The following is a 15,822-nucleotide window of genomic DNA, read 5'->3' as shown; positions in this document are numbered from 1 at the left end:
TGGGCGCGGCCCGGGGGCGGCGCGTCAGGCGATCCGGTGCAGGTCCGCCACGCGTACCGTGCCCCGGAGCGGGCGCCCGCGGGCCAGCCGTTCCACCTCCCCCACCGCGAACTCCCCCAGCCGCCGCAGCTCCCTGCCCCGCGCCCCGCTGATGTGCGGGGTCACCAGGACGTTGGGCAGGGCGAGCAGCGGGTGGCCGGGCGGGAGCGGCTCGGGGTCGGTCACGTCGAGGACGGCGCCGATCCGGCCGCCGGAGCAGTGCCGTACCAGGGCGCCGGTGTCGATCAGGGACCCGCGCGCGGTGTTGACGACGACGGCCCCGTCGCGCAGCAGCGACAGGTGGCGCTCGCCGAGCAGGCCGCGGGTCTCCGGCAGCTCCGGCGCGTGCACCGTGACCAGCTCGGCGGCCCGGCACAGCTCGTCCAGCGGCACCGCCCGCGCGCCCAGCCCGGCCGCCTCCTCCACCGTCGTGTACGGGTCGCTGAGCAGGATCCGCGCCCCGTGCCCGCGCAGGGCCCGCATCACCAGCCGGCCCACCCGCGAGGCCCCGATGACCCCGACCGTCGCCCCGGACAGGCCGCCCCGGTCGCCCGGGGTCGCCACGCCGGGCAGCGCGTCGCCCGACCACGCGCCCGCCGCGTACGCGCGGGCCCGGGGGATGGCCTGCTTGGCCGCCAGCACCAGCATGGCGAGCGTGAACTCGGCCACCGGCACCGCGTTGGCCTGCGCCGCCGAGGACACCGCGATGCCCCGGTCGAACACCGCCTCCGTCAGGTGCCCCTTGACGCTGCCCGCCGCGTGCACGACCGCCCGCAGCCGGGGCGCCGCGGCCAGGACGTCGGCGTCGATGCGCGGGCAGCCCCAGCCGGTGATCAGGATCTCCGCGTCGAGCGGCCCGTCGAAGGCGTCGATCACCCGCTCGTGCACCCGCGTCACCAGCGACAGCCTGCGGCGCAGGTCCAGCGGGAACAGCTCGGGCAGCAGTGGCGGCCGCATGGCGAAGGCCACGAGTGGAGTCATCGGGGTCCGAGGGGCCGGACCGAGTCGCGCACCACGATGTGGGTGCCCAGCGTCATGGGGCTGGTGGTCAGCCGGCCGAGCGCGAGGCGGACCGCGGCCCGGCCGAGCTCGTCGTGCGGCAGGTGCACGGTGGTCAGGCGCAGGTCCTCGGCCGGCGGCACGTCGTCGTAGCCGACGATCGACATGTCCTGGGGCACGCGCAGGCCGTGCTCGCGCAGGGATTGGATCGCTCCCGCGGCGAGCAGGTCGTTGCCGGCGAAGATGGCGGTGAAGTCGGGCGGCCCGGCGGCCAGGCGGCGGTTCATCGCGGCGTGGCCGGCGTCCCTGGAGAACTCCGCCTGGACCTCCAGCGACGGGTCGGCGGGCACGCCGTGCTCGGCCAGCGCGCTGCGGTAACCCGCCACCCGGAAGTCGGAGGTGGTGTGGCCGGGCCGCAGGCCCAGGTACAGGATCCGGCGATGGCCCGCCGACAGCAGGTGGGCGGTCACGGCGTGCGCGCCGCCGGTGTTGTCGAAGCCGACGACCAGGGCCGGCACCCCCTCCCCCAGCGGCGGGCGGCCGCACAGGACCAGGCGGGAGCCGGCGGCGGCCAGGGCGTGCGCGTATTCGGTCATCCGCTTGCGGTATTCCTCGTCCACGATCACGCTGCCGACCAGGATGACGGCCTCGGCCCGCTGCTCGCGCAGGAGCTGCACGATCGACAGCTCGCGGCCGGGGTCGCCGCCGGTGGTGCAGATCAGCGACAGCCTGCCCTCCTGCGCGGCCTGCTCCTCCACCCCCTGGGCGATGTAGGCGTAGTACGGCACCGCGACGGTGTTGACGACGATCGCGATGGCGCCGGGCCGGGCCGCGGACAGGGCCCGGGCGTGGGCGTTGGGCACGTAGTCGAGCTCGCGCACGGCCCGCACGACCTTGTTGCGGGTGGCGGGCAGGACCGGGTAGTCGCCGGCCAGCACCCGGGAGACGGTGGCGACCGAGACGCCGGCCTGCCGGGCCACGTCCCTGATGGTGACGCGGGTGGGTCTCGTCATGCGGCCTCCCTCACCAGATCCTGCTCAGGAGGTAACCGGTTACCCGAGCAATGACCTGGACGCTAAAAGATCCCTCTTCTCCCGTCAACCCCGACCCCAGCACGATTGTAACGAAAAGTTAACAGCACATTGACGCCACGGGACAGTCGCGTCTAGCGTCCGGCTCACGACGTCTGAAGTAACCGGTTACCTGGCATCGGCACCGACTCACTCCCCCCACGAGAGGTGGCCCCGATGAACAGACCACTCACCCGGCGCGGACTGCTGAAGGGATCCGTGCTCTTCGTCGCAGGAGCCGCCGTCTCCGCGTGCTCCACCGGAGACCCGCTGGCCAAGGGCGGCGCCCCCGCCTCCGCCTCCGCCTCCGGAGCGGCGAAGATCACGCTGACGCACTGGTACCACGAGTACGGCGAGGAGGGCACGCAGCAGGCGGCCATGAAGTACGCCGCCGACTTCACCAAGGCCAACCCCGACATCGCGGTCAAGGTCTCCTGGATCCCCGGCGACTACGCCACCAAGTGGACCGCCGCCGTGCTGACCCCCGACGGCCCGGACGTCTACGAGGTCAACGACGTCAGCCCGAACATGGTCAAGGCCGGCCAGGTCACCCCGCTGGACGACGTGCTGGGCGCGGAGAAGGCCGACTACAACGCCAAGGTGCTGGAGCCGTACACGTGGGGCGGCCGGGTGTACGCGGTGCCCATGATCGTGGACCCGATGCTGGTGTTCTACCGCAAGTCCCTGTTCGCCAAGGCCGGCGTGAGCGTGCCGACCAGCTTCGCGGAGTTCTCGGCGGCGGCCAGGAAGCTCACGCAGGGCAAGCAGAAGGGCCTGTTCGTGGGCAACGACGGCGTCGGCCCGCTGGGCCAGATGGTGCCGTGGTCGAACGGCAACCTGCTGATCGACGACCGCAGGATCACCTACGACGACCCGAAGGTGGTCGAGGCGCTGACGGCGGTCAAGGACCTGTACGACGCCAAGGCCACGCTGCAGGGCTACTCCACCGACTGGTGGGACCCGGGCGCGCTGATCAACGGCGCGGCGGCCATGCAATGGGTCGGCATGTGGGCCGTGCCGGGCATGACCGAGGCGCTGGGCGACGACTTCGACGCCTTCGCGCTGCCGCCGTTCGGGCCGGGCGGCCAGGCCGTGGTCAACATGGGTGGCTGGGTGCAGGTGGTCAACGGCAAGAGCCGCAACCTGGAGGCGGCCAAGAAGTACGTGCGCTGGCTGTGGGTGGAGAACACCACCGCGCAGACCGACTGGAGCCTGGCCTACGGCTTCCACATCCCGCCCCGCAACAGCGCCGCCGCCCAGGCCGACAAGCTGGGCACCGGCCCGGCCAAGACCGTCATGGACGCCGTGGCCGCCCACGGCATCAAGCAGCCGGCGCTGTGGACGGCCGAGGTGCGCCAGCCGTACACCGACGCCGTCACGGCGATCGTCAAGAAGGGCGCCGACGCGAAGAAGACGCTCGCGGAGGCGGCCAAGCGCTCCCAGGACATCCTGGACGAGGTGCCGGTGCTATGACGACGCCCTTGACGGCAGGGGCCGCGCCCGCCCGCCCCACCACCGGCCGGCCACCCCGCCGCGCCGCGGGGCGGCGGGCCGCCCGGTGGCCGGCCTGGCGCGCGTTCCTGCTGCTCACGCTGCCGATGGTGGCCGGGCTGTTCCTGTTCAAGTACGTGGCCATCGGCTGGGGCCTCCTGCTCAGCTTCAACGACGCCCGCGGCACGATCGCGCTGGGCAACTGGAACGGCCTGGACAACTACCGGCGGCTGCTGGGCGACCCCGCCTTCACCCGGTCGCTGGTGACGATCCTGGTGTTCACGCTGTTCATCGTGCCGGTGACGTTCGCGCTCGCGCTGGGCCTGGCGGTGCTGGTGAACCGGCTGCGCGGCGGCCGGGCGCTGTTCAGGACCACGTTCTTCATCCCGGCGGCGGTCTCGTACGTGGTGGGCGCGCTGGTGTGGAAGATGAGCCTGTTCAGCGGCACCCCGTCGGGCGTCGCCAACAGCCTGGCGTACCTGCTGGGCTACGAGGAGTCGATCGGCTGGGTCGCGACCGTGGACCCGCCGCTGTACTGGATCGTGCTGGTCACCGTGCGGCTGTGGCTGCAGACCGGCTTCTACATGATCCTGTTCCTGGCCGGGATCCAGCAGATCCCCGCCCAGCTCTACGAGGCGGCCAGGGTGGACGGCGCCGAGTCGGAGGCCCGGCTGTTCCGGCACATCACCTGGCCGATGTTGCGCAACACGTCGGTGGCGGTGACGCTGCTGCTGATCATCAACGCGTTCCAGGCGTTCGACGAGTTCTACAACATCCTGGCCTCCAACCTGTCGGGGCTGGGCGGCGCGGACGGCCGCACGCCGCTGATCTACCTGTTCCAGACGGCGCTCGGCGAGCAGAACTACGGCGCCGGGTCGGCCGGGGCGTTCGTCATCACCGTGCTGATCGTGGTGTTCACGCTGCTGCAGGGCCGCTTCGCCGGGTTCGGCCGGACGGCCGAGGAGGAGGGGCGATGAGGGGGCGGCGTCTGGGGTCGTACGCGGCCGTGATCGTCTTCGCGGTGCCGTTCCTGCTGCCGTTCTACCTGCTCCTGCGCAACGCGCTGATGAGCAGGCGGGAGCTCGGCTCGCTGGACTGGCACTGGTGGCCCGAGACGGTCAGCTTCCAGGGGTTCGCCGACGCGTTCGGCAACGAGGCGGTGCCGCTGGCGCACGCCCTGTGGAACTCGACGCTGATCGCGGCCATCTCCGCGCCGCTGTCCACGCTGCTGGCCTCGATGGCCGGGTACGCGCTGGCCCGCATCCCCGTGGCGGCCGCCCGCCCGGTGTTCTTCTTCATCATCGCCACGATGATGGTGCCGGGCGCGGCCACGTTCATCCCGACGTTCGTCGTGGTCGGCTCCATGGGCGGGGTCAACACGATGTGGGGCCTGATCGTCCCGGGGCTGTTCAGCGCGTTCGCCGTGCTGCTGTTCCGCGGCTTCTACCTGCGCTTCCCGCGCGAGCTGGAGGACGCCGGCCGGGTGGACGGCCTGGGCCACCTCGGCCTGTACGGGCGCCTGGCGCTGCCGAACTCCGGCGCGCTGTTCGCCTCGCTCGGCATCCTGTCCTTCATCGAGCACTGGAACGCCTTCCTGTGGCCGCTGGTCATCGGCCAGGACCCGGAGTTCTGGACGGTGCAGGTGGCGCTGTCGACCAACCTCAACCAGCAGGCGGTCAACCTGCCGGCGCTGTTCGCCGGCGCGCTGGTGGCCATCCTGCCCCTGGTCGCCCTCTTCCTCATCGCGCAGCGGTGGATCGTCAGGGGCGTCCTGCTCTCCGGCATCAAGGGCTGATCACCTCAGCAGAGAGGAGCACCCCCCATGTCCCGCACGCGCGCCTTATGCCTCCTGGCCGCGCTCTTCCTCGCGCTCCTGCCCGCCCTGCCCGCGCGGGCGGCGGCGGCCCCCGTCACAGTGCCGGTCGGCGCCCAGTTCACCGACACCTCGGGCAACCTGCTGCACGCCCACGGCGGCGGCGTGCTCAAGGTCGGCTCGTACTACTACTGGTTCGGGGAGAACCGCAACGCCGACGGCACCTTCCGCTACGTCTCCGCCTACCGCTCCTCCGACCTGCGCACCTGGGAGTTCCGCAACCACGTGCTGACCCAGTCCAGCGCCGCCGAGCTGCAGGTCGCCAACATCGAGCGGCCCAAGGTCATCCACAACGCCGCCACCGGCCAGTTCGTCATGTGGATGCACAAGGAGAACGGCCGCGACTACGGCGAGGCGCGGGCGGCCGTGGCCGTGTCGAACACCGTGGACGGCGCCTACACCTACCTGCGCAGCTTCCGGCCGCTCGGCCACATGTCGCGCGACATCACCGCGTTCGTCGACACCGACGGCACCGGCTACATGATCTCGGCCGCCGACGAGAACTACGACCTGCACGTCTACCGGCTCAGCTCCGACTACACCGACGTGGCCACGCTGGCGCGCATGTGGGACGGCGACCACCGCGAGGCGCCGTCGATGTTCAAGCGCAACGGCGTGTACTTCCTGCTCACCTCCGGCGCCACCGGCTGGCAGCCCAACCAGGCCAAGTACGCCACCGCCACCAGCATCACCGGCACCTGGAGCGCGTGGCAGAACGCCGGCGACTCGCTGACGTTCGGCTCCCAGCCGGCGTACGTGCTGCCGGTGCAGGGCACCTCCGGCACGTCGTACCTGTACCTGGGCGACCGGTGGGCCGGGGCGTGGGGCGGGCCGGTCAACGACTCGCGCTACGTGTGGCTGCCGATCCAGTTCACCGGCAACACGGCCATGAGCCTGTCGTACGCGCGCCAGCTCACCGTCGACGCCGCCGCCGGCACGATCACCGCGACCGGCTCCGGCTACGACCGGCTGACCGTGCGGCACTCGGGCAAGTGCGCCGACGTGCGCAACGGCTCCACCGCCAACCTGGCCGCCGTCATCCAGTACACCTGCGGGAGCGGCACCAACCAGCAGTGGCGGATCCAGTCGATCAGCGGCGGCTACGTGCAGATCGTCGCCCGCCACTCCGGCAGGTGCCTGGACGTCGACGGCGTCAGCACAGCCGACGGCGCCGGGCTGCAGCAGTACGGCTGCGGCACGGGCACCAACCAGCAGTGGACCCTGCAGGACGCCGGCGGCGGCTACCTGCGGCTGGTGGCCAGGCACTCGGGCAAGTGCGCGGACCTGCCCAGCTCGTCCACCGCCAACGACGTGCAGTTCAAGCAGTATCCGTGCAACGCCGGGCAGAACCAGCAGTTCACCCGGACCCCGCTGTAGCGCGCCGGCCCGCCCGTACCGGGGGAAATTACCTCGCGGGCGGGCCGGGCCCCGGCTAGATTCGCTAGCGTGTCGGAACTCCGTGAGATCGCCTGCGACGAGTCCGGCGCGGAGGGCGAGAAGCTCGTCGGCGGCAACACCGACGTCTTCGCCCACGCCAGCGTGCTGATGACCGCCGCGGCCGCGGCCGACTGCATCGGCGAGCTGCGCGAGCGGGCGCCCACCCCGGCCGGCGAATACTGCGCGGGCCACGTCCTGCGCGGCAAGCACCGGGCGGCGCTGCTGTGGCTGCTCGGGCCGCACGGCCCCGTGCTCGGCAACGTGCGGGTGTTCCTCACCGACAAGACCTTCTACGTCGCCGGCAAGATCGCCGGCCTGCTGGAGGAGGACCACGCGCCGCGCATCGGGCTCGACCCGCACGCCAGGGCCACCGCCGTCACGCTCTGCCGGGAGGGCCCGCGGGCGTTCGGCGCCGAGCGGTGGGCGGCCTTCCTCGACTCCTTCAACTACCTGCTGCGGGCCAAGAACGGCCAGGGGGTCACCACGTCGGTCGAGGAGACGTTCGGCCTGGTCGACGAGCTGCGCGGGGTCGGCGGGCCGGCGGGCGAGATCATGGAGTCGCTGTGGCGGGCCCGGCCGCGGGTGGCGACCTTCCGGGCGCGGCTGCTGTCCGACCCGTACGTCTTCCCCGCGCTCGACCCGCTCATCCCCGCCATCGTCCAGGCCGTCACCTCCTGGGGCGCGGGCGGCGGGCCCGTCTCGGTCGTGCACGACAGGCAGACCACGCTGACCGACGAGCGCGTGGCGCAGATGCGGGAGATCCTCGGCGGCCGCATGGCCGGGCTGCGGCTGGTCGACTCGTTCCTGGACGAGCGGGTGCAGGTCGCCGACGTGCTGGCCGGGGTGGCCAGGAAGATCGCCTCCGACGAGCCGAACGGGCGGGCCGACCCCGAGCTCAGCGCGCTGATCCGGCCGTACGTGGACGAATCCTCCATCTGGGGCGAAGAGCCCGCCCTGGCAGCCTCCGGCCCCGGTGAGGTCATGTCCCGGTAAACAGCGCGCCCCCATGACGATCACCACTGTGCGTACTTATAGAGTGACGTACCGTGAACGATACTAAGCGTGTGGAAATAGCCTGGCCCGAACTCGACATCACCGTGGCCGCCGAACTCGACCAGCGCAACCCCGCCCTGGCCCAGTGCCTGTGGGACGCGCTGCCCTACCGCAGCCTGCAAGGACACGCCCTGGTCGCCGGGTACCACCTGTACCACGTCGCCCCGGTGCACTCGTTGCTGCACACCGACGCCCAGTTCAAGGTGGACCGCCGCACGGTGCCCGACGGCACCCTGTTCTGCTCCCGGCTGCAGCACCTCGGCATCAAGTACGGCGAGCTGACCGAGCCCATGACCGCGACCCCGATCGGCCAGGTCCTCGAGGAGGACCTCGACGCGCTCACCCAGGCCGGCCGCGAGGTGTGGAACTCCGTCTACACCACCAAGCAGCCCGTCATCGCCGAGGTCCGCCGCGCCGGCGAGACCGGCGGCCACGAGCTGCCCCGCCTGCCCATCGGCGACCCCGAGCTCAACCAGCTCGTCGCCGAGGTGCACGCCGAGACCAAGCGCATCTGGCTCGACCCGCCGCAGGAGCTGCTCAACCTGCACGAGGGCCGCATCCCCTCGGGCGCCGGCAGCTACGAGACGGTGCTGACCACGCTGCTGTTCGTCAACGGCGAGACCCGCCCGCTCGGCTACAGCTGCTACGGCGGCCTCGTCCGCGCCGCCCTGGACGGCATGCCCATGCCGTGGCTGCGCCAGATGACCCGGCAGCTCGCCCACACTCCCGCCGAGTTCCTCGGCTACTGCGGGCTGGACCGGCTGTGGGACTTCACCCAGCGGCTGCTGTCGGGGCTGGAGCGGCTCAACAGCCACCAGGACTTCATCGCGATCATGGCCCACATGGCGCTCTACTGCAACTGCCTCGGCGGCTGGAACCTGCACCTGTTCCCGTGGCAGGCGGGCGAGCACCTGCGCAGGCTGCAGGTCCCAGTATGAGCAGCAGTATGAGCAGCAGCAGCGGTACGAGCGGGGCCGCGACCGGTTCCAGGGTGGTGGTGATCGGCGGCGGCGTCATCGGGCTGTCGATCGCCTTCCACCTGGCCGAGGCCGGGGTCGACGTGACCCTGCTGGAGCGCGGCACGCTCGGCTCCGGCGCCTCCCGCGCCACCGCCGACGTGGTGCGCTCGTACTTCGCCGGCAACCCGGTCAGCTCGGCCCTGGCCGTGCGCAGCCTCGACGCCTACCGGGCCTTTCCCAGCAGGCCGGGCACCGAGCTGCCGCTGCGGCAGGTCGGCTACCTGGTGCTGTTCACCGAGCCGGAGCAGGTGGCCGCGTTCGAGGCCGACCTGTCCGCCCAGCACGCCGCCGGGGTGGACGTCGGCCTCATCAGCGCCGAGGAGGCCAGGGAGCGCAACCCGCTCATCGGCGACCTCCCGCTGCTGGCGGCCGCGTACTCGCCCGACGCCTACATCTCCGACACCTCGGCCATCGTCACCGCCTACGCCCGCGCGGCCGAGCAGGCGGGGGCGGCGCTGCGCACCGGCTGCCCCGTCACCGCCATCGACCCGGAGGCCGGTCGCGTCCAGACCGCCGACGGGGAGATCTCCGCCGACGCCATCGTGTGCGCCGCCGGAGCCTGGTCGGCCTCGCTCGTCCGCTGCGCCGGCGTGGACCTGCCGCTGACCGAGCCGATCGAGCAGGAGCTGCTCACGACCGACCCGTTGCCGCCGGCCACGCCCGACATCCCGGTCACCCTGCACGCCGCCAGCGGCCTGCTGATCCGGCTGCGCGGCGACCGGCTGCTCATCGGCATGGGCTACCCGGGTCCCGACCGCGAGTCCTGGCGCCGCGACGTGGCGCAACGGCTCGCCGAGACGTACCCGAGCCTGGCCGGCGTCGCGCTGCACACCGCCGTGACCGGCCTGCGCGACGCCAGCCCCGACAAGACCGCCTTCATCGGCCACCAGCCCGGACCGCCCGCCTTCCTGTACGCGACCGGCTTCTCCGGCCACGGCCTGTGCAACGCGCCCGCCGCCGGCGAGCTGGTCCGCGACCTCTACCTCGACCAGGACCCCGGCATGGACGTGACCGCGCTGGCACTCAGCCCACGACGGACGGGATGAACCATGACCGACGACAACCGCTTCGTCATCGACCCGGCCACCAGCGACCTGCACGCCGACAACGAGCTGCTGCGCAAGGCCGGCGCGCTCGTGCCCGTGACCGCGGAGGGCGTGTCCGCCTGGGCCGCCACCCAGTACGCGACCCTGCTGACCGTCCTGACCCATCCGGACATGTCCAGGGAGCTGCACCACTGGAACGCGCGGCACACCATGCCCCCGGGCACGGCCATCGACCGCATCGTCACCGACACGTCCATGCTCAACGCCGAGGGTGAGCGCCACCGCCGGCTCCGCATGCCGCTGACCGCCGCGTTCTCGCAGCGCCGGCTGAACGGCCTGCGCCCGCGCATCGAGGAGCTCACCGCCCGGCTGATCGACCGGCTGGCCGCGATGCCGCCCGGCGAGCCGGTGGACCTGCGCCTGGAGTTCGCCTACCCGCTGCCGCGCGAGGTCATCTCCGAGCTGATCGGCATCCCGCCCGCCCACCAGGACGAGCTGCACCGCCTCACCGACGCCGTGGCCCAGGTCGGCGGCCTGGAGGACTCGCCCGACCTGCGCAAGGAGCTGCGCGAGCTGCTCGACCAGATCATCGACGAGCGCCGCGGGAGCCCCGGCGAGGACCTCATCACCGACCTGTTCGAGCTGCACGAGCGGGACGGCGGGCGGCTGTCGGAGGACGAGCTGTTCGCCACCATCGAGCTGCTGTTCATCGCCGGCCACGTGACGACCGTCAACCTGATCACCAACGGCATCGGCGCGCTGCTCAGCCAGCCGGGCCAGCTCGACCTGCTGCGTTCGGGGCAGTGTCCCTACAGCGCGGCGGTGGAGGAGACGCTGCGCTGGGACTCGCCGATCGCGTACTTCCCGATGCGCTACGCCGTACGCGACGTCGAGATCGACGGCGTGCACCTTTCCAGCGGCGAGCCCGTGCTGGCCTGCTTCGCCTCCGCCGGGCGCGACCCCGGCCAGTACGGCGACGACGCCGACCGATTCGACCTCACCCGCGAGCAGAACACGCACCTGGCGTTCGGCCACGGGCCGCACTTCTGCCTCGGCGCGCCGCTGGCCCGGCTGGAGGGCGAGATCGCGCTGCGGGCGCTGTTCGAGGCGTTCCCGGACATGAGGCTGGCCAGGCCGCTGGAGGAGCTGCCGCCGCTGGACACCCTGCTGGGCAACAGCACCCGTAAGATGCCCGTCCTGCTCGGCCCGCGCTCGTCGCCCCGTTAACCGCCGTCAGCCGCCGTCAGCCGGCGCTGCGCTCGTAGTGGCGCAGGAACAGCTCCTCCAGCGTCGGCGGCCGGCTGACCAGGCCGCGCACGCCCGCGTCCGCGAGCCGGCGCAGCACCGGGTCCAGGGCCGCCGTGTCCACCGTGAACCGCACCCGCCCGCCGTCCGCGCTCAGGTCGTGCACGCCCGGCAGGTCCGCCAGCCGGGCGGCGGGCACGGGTGCGGCCAGCTCGGCCTCGATCGAGGTGCGGGTCAGGTGCCGCAGCTCGGCCAGCGTGCCCGTCTCCACCGTCCGGCCGTCACGGATAATGGTCACCCGGTCGCACAGGGCCTCGACCTCGGCCAGGATGTGGCTCGACAGCAGCACCGTACGGTCGCCGCGGCGCCGCTCCTCCCTGACGCAGTCGCTGAACACCTCCTCCATCAGCGGGTCGAGGCCGGAGGTCGGCTCGTCCAGGATCAGCAGCTCCACGTCGGAGGCCAGCGCCGCGACCAGCGCCACCTTCTGCCGGTTGCCCTTGGAGTAGGCCCGCCCCTTCTTGCGCGGGTCCAGGTCGAACCGCTCCAGCAGCTCGGCCCTGCGCCGCCGGTCCAGGCCGCCGCGCAGCCGCCCGAGCAGGTCGATGGCCTCGCCGCCGGACAGGTCGGGCCACAGCGTCACGTCGCCGGGAACGTAGGCCAGGCGGCCGTGCAACTCGCTCGCCTGCGTCCACGGGTCGCCGCCCAGCAGCCGCGCGCTGCCCGCGTCGGCCCGCACCAGGCCCAGCAGGACCCGGACGGTGGTGCTCTTGCCGGCGCCGTTCGGGCCGAGGAAGCCGTGCACCTCGCCCGCGCGCACGGTGAGGTCCAGCCCGTCCAGCGCCCTGGTCCGCCCGAACGACTTCGTCAGCCCGGAGACGGTGATGGCGTCGATCATGGTGGTGCTCCTCCAGTTCATGAGTTCCGCCCCCGGTCGAGGGCGGCCCGGGCCTCGGCGGCCTCCTCCAGGCTCAGCACGGGGTGGGAGTAGACGTCCAGCAGCACCCGAAGCAGCTTGTCCTGGCCCTCCGGGGTGTCCAGCCCCATGCCCAGGCTCCGCTCGATGTGCTGCGCCAGGACCGACGGCGACAGCGCCATCGCGGCGAACACCGCGGCGCGCGACCGCGCGTCGACGTCGGGGGGCTCCGGCCGGCTCTTGTCCGTCTCGGTCAGCCACTGCTCGCCGATCCGCACCATCTCGTCGAAGAACGGCGCCGCCCACCCCTCCGCCAGCGCCCGTGCCAGGTAACGCTGGTAGGGCCCCATCGCGGTGACGGGGTTGAGGCCGCCGCCCATCGACCGGGTCGCGGCCGCCTCGTGCAACCCGTGCATCGTCTTCATCAGGTATTCGTCGCACGCCTCGCGCAACGCCTGCTTGGAGCCGAAATGGTGGCGCACCAGGCCCAGCGACACGCCCGCGGTCTCCGCGATCCCGCGGATCGTGGCCCGCTCGAAGCCGTGCTCGCCGAAGTGCCGCAGCGCCGCGTCACGGATCCGGGCACGAGCCGTCAGGTCCTCGGGATCCGGTACGGTCGTCGTCACCTCACCCCTCCTGTTCATCCGTATAGCCAACTATTCGTACGAAAAGCAGGCTATACCTGCGTATAGCACGATGTCCAACCTGACGCCCCGGCTACGCGCACGCGCCCGCCGCGTTCTACGCTCCAGGGACGACGATTGGAGCCAACGCCGTGCCACAGCCCGACCTGTCACCGGCCACCCGGCCGGCGGCCGCCGCGCCCATGCGCCTGGCCACCACCATCCGCCCCTACGACTGGGGCTCGGTCACCGCACTGCCCCGGCTGTTCGGCACGGAGCCGACCGGGGAACCGCAGGCCGAACTCTGGATGGGCGCCCACCCCGGCGCCCCCTCGACCGCCGGCGGCATCCCGCTGAACGAGCTCATCGCCCGCGACCCCGCCGCCACCCTCGGCGAGCCCGTCGCCGCCCGGTTCGGCCCCCAGCTCCCCTACCTGTTCAAGGTCCTGGCCATCGAGCGCCCGCTCTCCCTCCAGGTGCATCCCACGACCGAGCAGGCCGAGGCCGGATACGCCGACGAGACGGCCCGCGGGATCCCGCTGGACGACTTCGCCCGTACGTACAAGGACGCCTCCCACAAGCCCGAGATGGTCTGCGCGATCACCCCCTTCCACGGGCTCTGCGGCTTCCGCGCGCCCGCCGCCACCGCGGACCTGCTCGACCGGCTCGCGCTGCCCGGCCTGCGGCCCTGGATCGGCACGCTCAGGACGGAGGAGCCCGCGCACGCTGTCCGCACGGTGTTCGCCGCGATGCTCGACGACGCCGCGCGGCCCCTGCGCGAGGAGGTGGAGCGGGCCCTGCTCGCCACCTCCGACGACGACCTCGCCGTCCACGGCGCCATCGCCCGCGCCTACCCGGGCGACCCCGGCCTGGTGGCCGCCCTCCTGCTGCACCACGTCAACCTGCGCCCCGGCCAGGCCCTCTACCTCGGCGCCGGCGTCCCGCACGCCTACCTCGGCGGCATCGGCGTCGAGATCATGGCCAACTCCGACAACGTGCTGCGCTGCGGGCTCACCTCCAAGCACGTGGACGTGCCCGAGCTCATGCGCGTCGTGGACTTCGCGCCGTCCGACCCGTTCCTGGTCGAGCCGGTCGCGGACGGCTCCGGCACGTACGACTACCGGCCGCCCGCCCCCGAGTTCGCCCTCACCCGCCACGAGCTGACCGGGGAGGGCCCGCGCTCGCTGCCCGGCGGCGTGCCGCAGATCGTGCTCTGCGTCGACGGCGAGGCGCACCTCGGGGACGACCTGACGCTGCGACCGGGGCAGTCCGCGTTCATCCCCGCGGCCGTCGCCTCGACGCCGCTCTTGGGGAAGGGCACCGCCTATTGCGCCCGGCCGGGCGCCTTTACAATGTAGATCTGTTCGAGGCCCTACCGCAGGCGCCGGATCATGAGCACGTTGTCCGTGCGGGTGCCCGGCCGCCCGTCGGGCGCGTTCTGGGCGCGCTCGTGCTCCTCGCTGCGCAGCACCTCCCACTCCCCCTCCGCCGGCTCCAGCGAGTCGAACACCTCCTGCGGCGTCGGGAAGTGCACGCCGGGCATGGGGTCGTGCTCCCACGACGGCCAGCCCGCGTGCCCCGCGACCAGCAGCACCCCGCCCGGCGCGACGGCCGACGCGGCGGTGCGCAGGATCTTCTCGCGCGGCATGTCCCCCGGAGAGTGCAGGAAGCAGGCGGAGACGAGGTCGTAGGAGCCCTCGGGGAACGACACGCCGAGGTCGTGCCGCTGCCAGTCGATCCGGTCCGCCACGCCCGCCTCCTCGGCGAGCCGGGCGGCCCGGCCGAGGGCGACGCCGGAGATGTCGGCGCCGGTCACCCGCCAGCCCCGGGCGGCCAGCCAGACCGCGTCGCCGCCCTCTCCGCAGCCCAGGTCCAGCGCCCGTCCCGGCGGCAGGGCGGAGACCTCGCGGGCGAGCACGGCGTTGGGGTCGCCGCTGAACATGCGCTCGCGCTGCCCGTAGCGGGCGTCCCAGAAGTCCTCCTCGGAGACCGGCCCGTCGGCAGCGGCGGCCCCCGCGGCGGCCACGGCGGCCTCCTGCATGATCAGGTCGAGGTTGATGGCCGCGCCGGCCCGCACGCCCGCCGCCGCCGAGCCGATGACCTGGTCGAACGGGTTGGTCACGTTGCCCGCCGCCCACACGCCCGGCACGCCGGTCTTCCCCATGGGGTCCACGGGGATGTGGGTGCCGATGACCTCGCCGCCCATCTCCTGATCGGCCGGCTCCAGGCCGATGCCCTTGAGCATCTCCGTCCGGGCGGTCAGGCGGGCGGCCACGGCGACGGCCCGGCAGGGGATCTCCCGGCCGTCGGCCAGCCGCATGCCGGTGAGCCGGTCGCCGTCCAGCACGAGCTCGGTCACCTCGCCCGTGACCACTTTCACGCCCCTGGCGGCGAGCTGCCTGCGCGTCTCCTCCGCGGGTTCGGGCGCGGTGTGCAGGAAGAGCGTCACGTCGTCGCTCCACTGCCGCCACATCAGGGCCTGGTGCGCGGCGATCGCGCCGGTGGCCAGGATGCCGATGGCCTGGTCGCGTACCTCCCAGCCGTGGCAGTACGGGCAGTGCAGCACCTCCCGGCCCCACCGCTCGGCCAGCCCCCGCACCGGCGGCAGCTCGTCGACCAGCCCGGTGGTCACCAGCAGCCGGTCCGCCTCGGTCGCGGAGCCGTCCGCCAGGACGACTCGGAAGCGCCCGTCGGCGAGCCGCTCCACCTCCGTGACGGTGCCCGTCACGATCTGCCCGCCGTACGCGGCCACCTCCGCGCGGCCGGTGGCCAGCAGCTCCTGCGGCGGCACGCCCTCGCGCCCGAGGTAGACGTGGACACCCTCCGCCGGCGCGTTGCGCGGCTGCCCCGAGTCGACCACCAGCACCTTGCGCCGTGCCCGGCCCAGCGTGAGCGCCCCGCTCAGCCCGGCGGCCCCGCCACCGATCACCACCACGTCGTATGTCGCGTCCATGTCGCGGCTCCCATCCTTCGTCAGGTACCGCGTCACTGTCGGCGACAGCCCGACAATT

14 protein-coding genes are annotated in these 15,822 nt (G+C 72.7%); 9 read left to right on the top strand and 5 right to left on the bottom strand.

Features of this window, described 5'->3' with window-relative positions; genetic code table 11:
• Positions 1-24: 24 nt before the first annotated feature.
• Positions 25-1,020, bottom strand: coding sequence for a hydroxyacid dehydrogenase (locus ACBJ59_RS22145; RefSeq protein WP_375112119.1), 996 nt, complete (start codon positions 1,018-1,020; stop codon positions 25-27).
• On the bottom strand, positions 1,017-2,051 hold the full coding sequence (locus ACBJ59_RS22140) for a LacI family DNA-binding transcriptional regulator (protein WP_364122432.1): 1,035 nt from the start codon (positions 2,049-2,051) through the stop codon (positions 1,017-1,019). Before ACBJ59_RS22140 ends, ACBJ59_RS22145 begins: the two co-directional genes overlap by 4 nt.
• Positions 2,052-2,285: 234 nt before the next feature.
• Between ACBJ59_RS22140 and ACBJ59_RS22135 the strand changes: the two genes are divergently transcribed.
• The 8 genes from ACBJ59_RS22135 to ACBJ59_RS22100 all read left to right on the top strand — a co-directional run bounded on the left by ACBJ59_RS22135 (position 2,286) and on the right by ACBJ59_RS22100 (position 11,254).
• Positions 2,286-3,581 carry an ABC transporter substrate-binding protein gene (locus tag ACBJ59_RS22135; RefSeq protein WP_375112118.1) on the top strand — a complete coding sequence of 432 codons (1,296 nt, stop codon included), beginning with the start codon at positions 2,286-2,288 and terminating at the stop codon, positions 3,579-3,581.
• Positions 3,578-4,576 (top strand): carbohydrate ABC transporter permease, encoded by a 999-nt coding sequence (locus ACBJ59_RS22130; RefSeq protein ID WP_375112117.1) that lies wholly within the window; start codon positions 3,578-3,580, stop codon positions 4,574-4,576. Before ACBJ59_RS22135 ends, ACBJ59_RS22130 begins: the two co-directional genes overlap by 4 nt.
• Complete coding sequence (locus ACBJ59_RS22125) at positions 4,573-5,394, top strand: carbohydrate ABC transporter permease (protein ID WP_375112116.1); 822 nt, start codon at positions 4,573-4,575, stop codon at positions 5,392-5,394. Before ACBJ59_RS22130 ends, ACBJ59_RS22125 begins: the two co-directional genes overlap by 4 nt.
• Before the next feature lie 27 nt (positions 5,395-5,421).
• Positions 5,422-6,849: an RICIN domain-containing protein gene (locus tag ACBJ59_RS22120; RefSeq protein ID WP_375112115.1), complete on the top strand. Its 1,428-nt coding sequence runs from the start codon at positions 5,422-5,424 to the stop codon at positions 6,847-6,849.
• Between the two features lie 69 nt (positions 6,850-6,918).
• Entirely contained in the window at positions 6,919-7,902 is a 984-nt protein-coding gene (locus ACBJ59_RS22115; RefSeq protein WP_375112114.1) for a hypothetical protein, read from the top strand.
• Positions 7,903-7,973: 71 nt separating this feature from the next.
• Positions 7,974-8,900, top strand: coding sequence for a hypothetical protein (locus ACBJ59_RS22110; protein ID WP_364122420.1), 927 nt, complete (start codon positions 7,974-7,976; stop codon positions 8,898-8,900).
• Positions 8,901-8,908: 8 nt separating this feature from the next.
• Positions 8,909-10,027 (top strand): NAD(P)/FAD-dependent oxidoreductase, encoded by a 1,119-nt coding sequence (locus tag ACBJ59_RS22105; RefSeq protein WP_375112113.1) that lies wholly within the window; start codon positions 8,909-8,911, stop codon positions 10,025-10,027.
• Between the two features lie 3 nt (positions 10,028-10,030).
• The gene (locus ACBJ59_RS22100; RefSeq protein ID WP_375112112.1) at positions 10,031-11,254 is read left to right on the top strand and encodes a cytochrome P450; all 1,224 of its coding nucleotides are present in this window, start codon (positions 10,031-10,033) and stop codon (positions 11,252-11,254) included.
• Positions 11,255-11,270: 16 nt separating this feature from the next.
• On the opposite strand, the gene ACBJ59_RS22095 is transcribed toward ACBJ59_RS22100, so the two are convergent.
• Both ACBJ59_RS22095 and ACBJ59_RS22090 read right to left on the bottom strand, forming a co-directional pair.
• Positions 11,271-12,170: an ATP-binding cassette domain-containing protein gene (locus tag ACBJ59_RS22095; protein WP_375112111.1), complete on the bottom strand. Its 900-nt coding sequence runs from the start codon at positions 12,168-12,170 to the stop codon at positions 11,271-11,273.
• 17 nt (positions 12,171-12,187) lie between these two features.
• On the bottom strand, positions 12,188-12,814 hold the full coding sequence (locus ACBJ59_RS22090) for a TetR/AcrR family transcriptional regulator (protein ID WP_375112110.1): 627 nt from the start codon (positions 12,812-12,814) through the stop codon (positions 12,188-12,190).
• Between the two features lie 149 nt (positions 12,815-12,963).
• Between ACBJ59_RS22090 and manA the strand changes: the two genes are divergently transcribed.
• Positions 12,964-14,169, top strand: a complete 1,206-nt coding sequence (gene manA, locus ACBJ59_RS22085) for a mannose-6-phosphate isomerase, class I (RefSeq protein WP_375112109.1) — start codon at positions 12,964-12,966, stop codon at positions 14,167-14,169.
• A 14-nt stretch (positions 14,170-14,183) separates the two neighbouring features.
• Here the strand turns inward: manA and ACBJ59_RS22080 are convergent, their stop codons facing one another.
• Entirely contained in the window at positions 14,184-15,764 is a 1,581-nt protein-coding gene (locus ACBJ59_RS22080) for an FAD-dependent oxidoreductase (RefSeq protein ID WP_375112108.1), read from the bottom strand.
• Positions 15,765-15,822: the final 58 nt, after the last annotated feature.

Source organism: Nonomuraea sp. MTCD27 (assembly GCF_041950495.1).
Lineage (GTDB): Bacteria > Actinomycetota > Actinomycetes > Streptosporangiales > Streptosporangiaceae > Nonomuraea.
Note: the sequence above shows the minus strand (reverse complement) of the source record. Positions and strands in the feature narration are given on the sequence as shown.

What these genes read in the sequence shown, in the direction of transcription:
- ACBJ59_RS22080 (WP_375112108.1), bottom strand. Translation starts at nt 15,764, where the DNA reads ATGGACGCGACATACGACGTGGTGGTGATCGGTGGCGGGGCCGCCGGG.
- ACBJ59_RS22125 (WP_375112116.1), top strand. Translation starts at nt 4,573, where the DNA reads ATGAGGGGGCGGCGTCTGGGGTCGTACGCGGCCGTGATCGTCTTCGCG.
- ACBJ59_RS22135 (WP_375112118.1), top strand. Translation starts at nt 2,286, where the DNA reads ATGAACAGACCACTCACCCGGCGCGGACTGCTGAAGGGATCCGTGCTC.
- ACBJ59_RS22105 (WP_375112113.1), top strand. Translation starts at nt 8,909, where the DNA reads ATGAGCAGCAGCAGCGGTACGAGCGGGGCCGCGACCGGTTCCAGGGTG.
- ACBJ59_RS22095 (WP_375112111.1), bottom strand. Translation starts at nt 12,170, where the DNA reads ATGATCGACGCCATCACCGTCTCCGGGCTGACGAAGTCGTTCGGGCGG.
- ACBJ59_RS22120 (WP_375112115.1), top strand. Translation starts at nt 5,422, where the DNA reads ATGTCCCGCACGCGCGCCTTATGCCTCCTGGCCGCGCTCTTCCTCGCG.
- ACBJ59_RS22100 (WP_375112112.1), top strand. Translation starts at nt 10,031, where the DNA reads ATGACCGACGACAACCGCTTCGTCATCGACCCGGCCACCAGCGACCTG.
- ACBJ59_RS22140 (WP_364122432.1), bottom strand. Translation starts at nt 2,051, where the DNA reads ATGACGAGACCCACCCGCGTCACCATCAGGGACGTGGCCCGGCAGGCC.
- ACBJ59_RS22130 (WP_375112117.1), top strand. Translation starts at nt 3,578, where the DNA reads ATGACGACGCCCTTGACGGCAGGGGCCGCGCCCGCCCGCCCCACCACC.
- ACBJ59_RS22145 (WP_375112119.1), bottom strand. Translation starts at nt 1,020, where the DNA reads ATGACTCCACTCGTGGCCTTCGCCATGCGGCCGCCACTGCTGCCCGAG.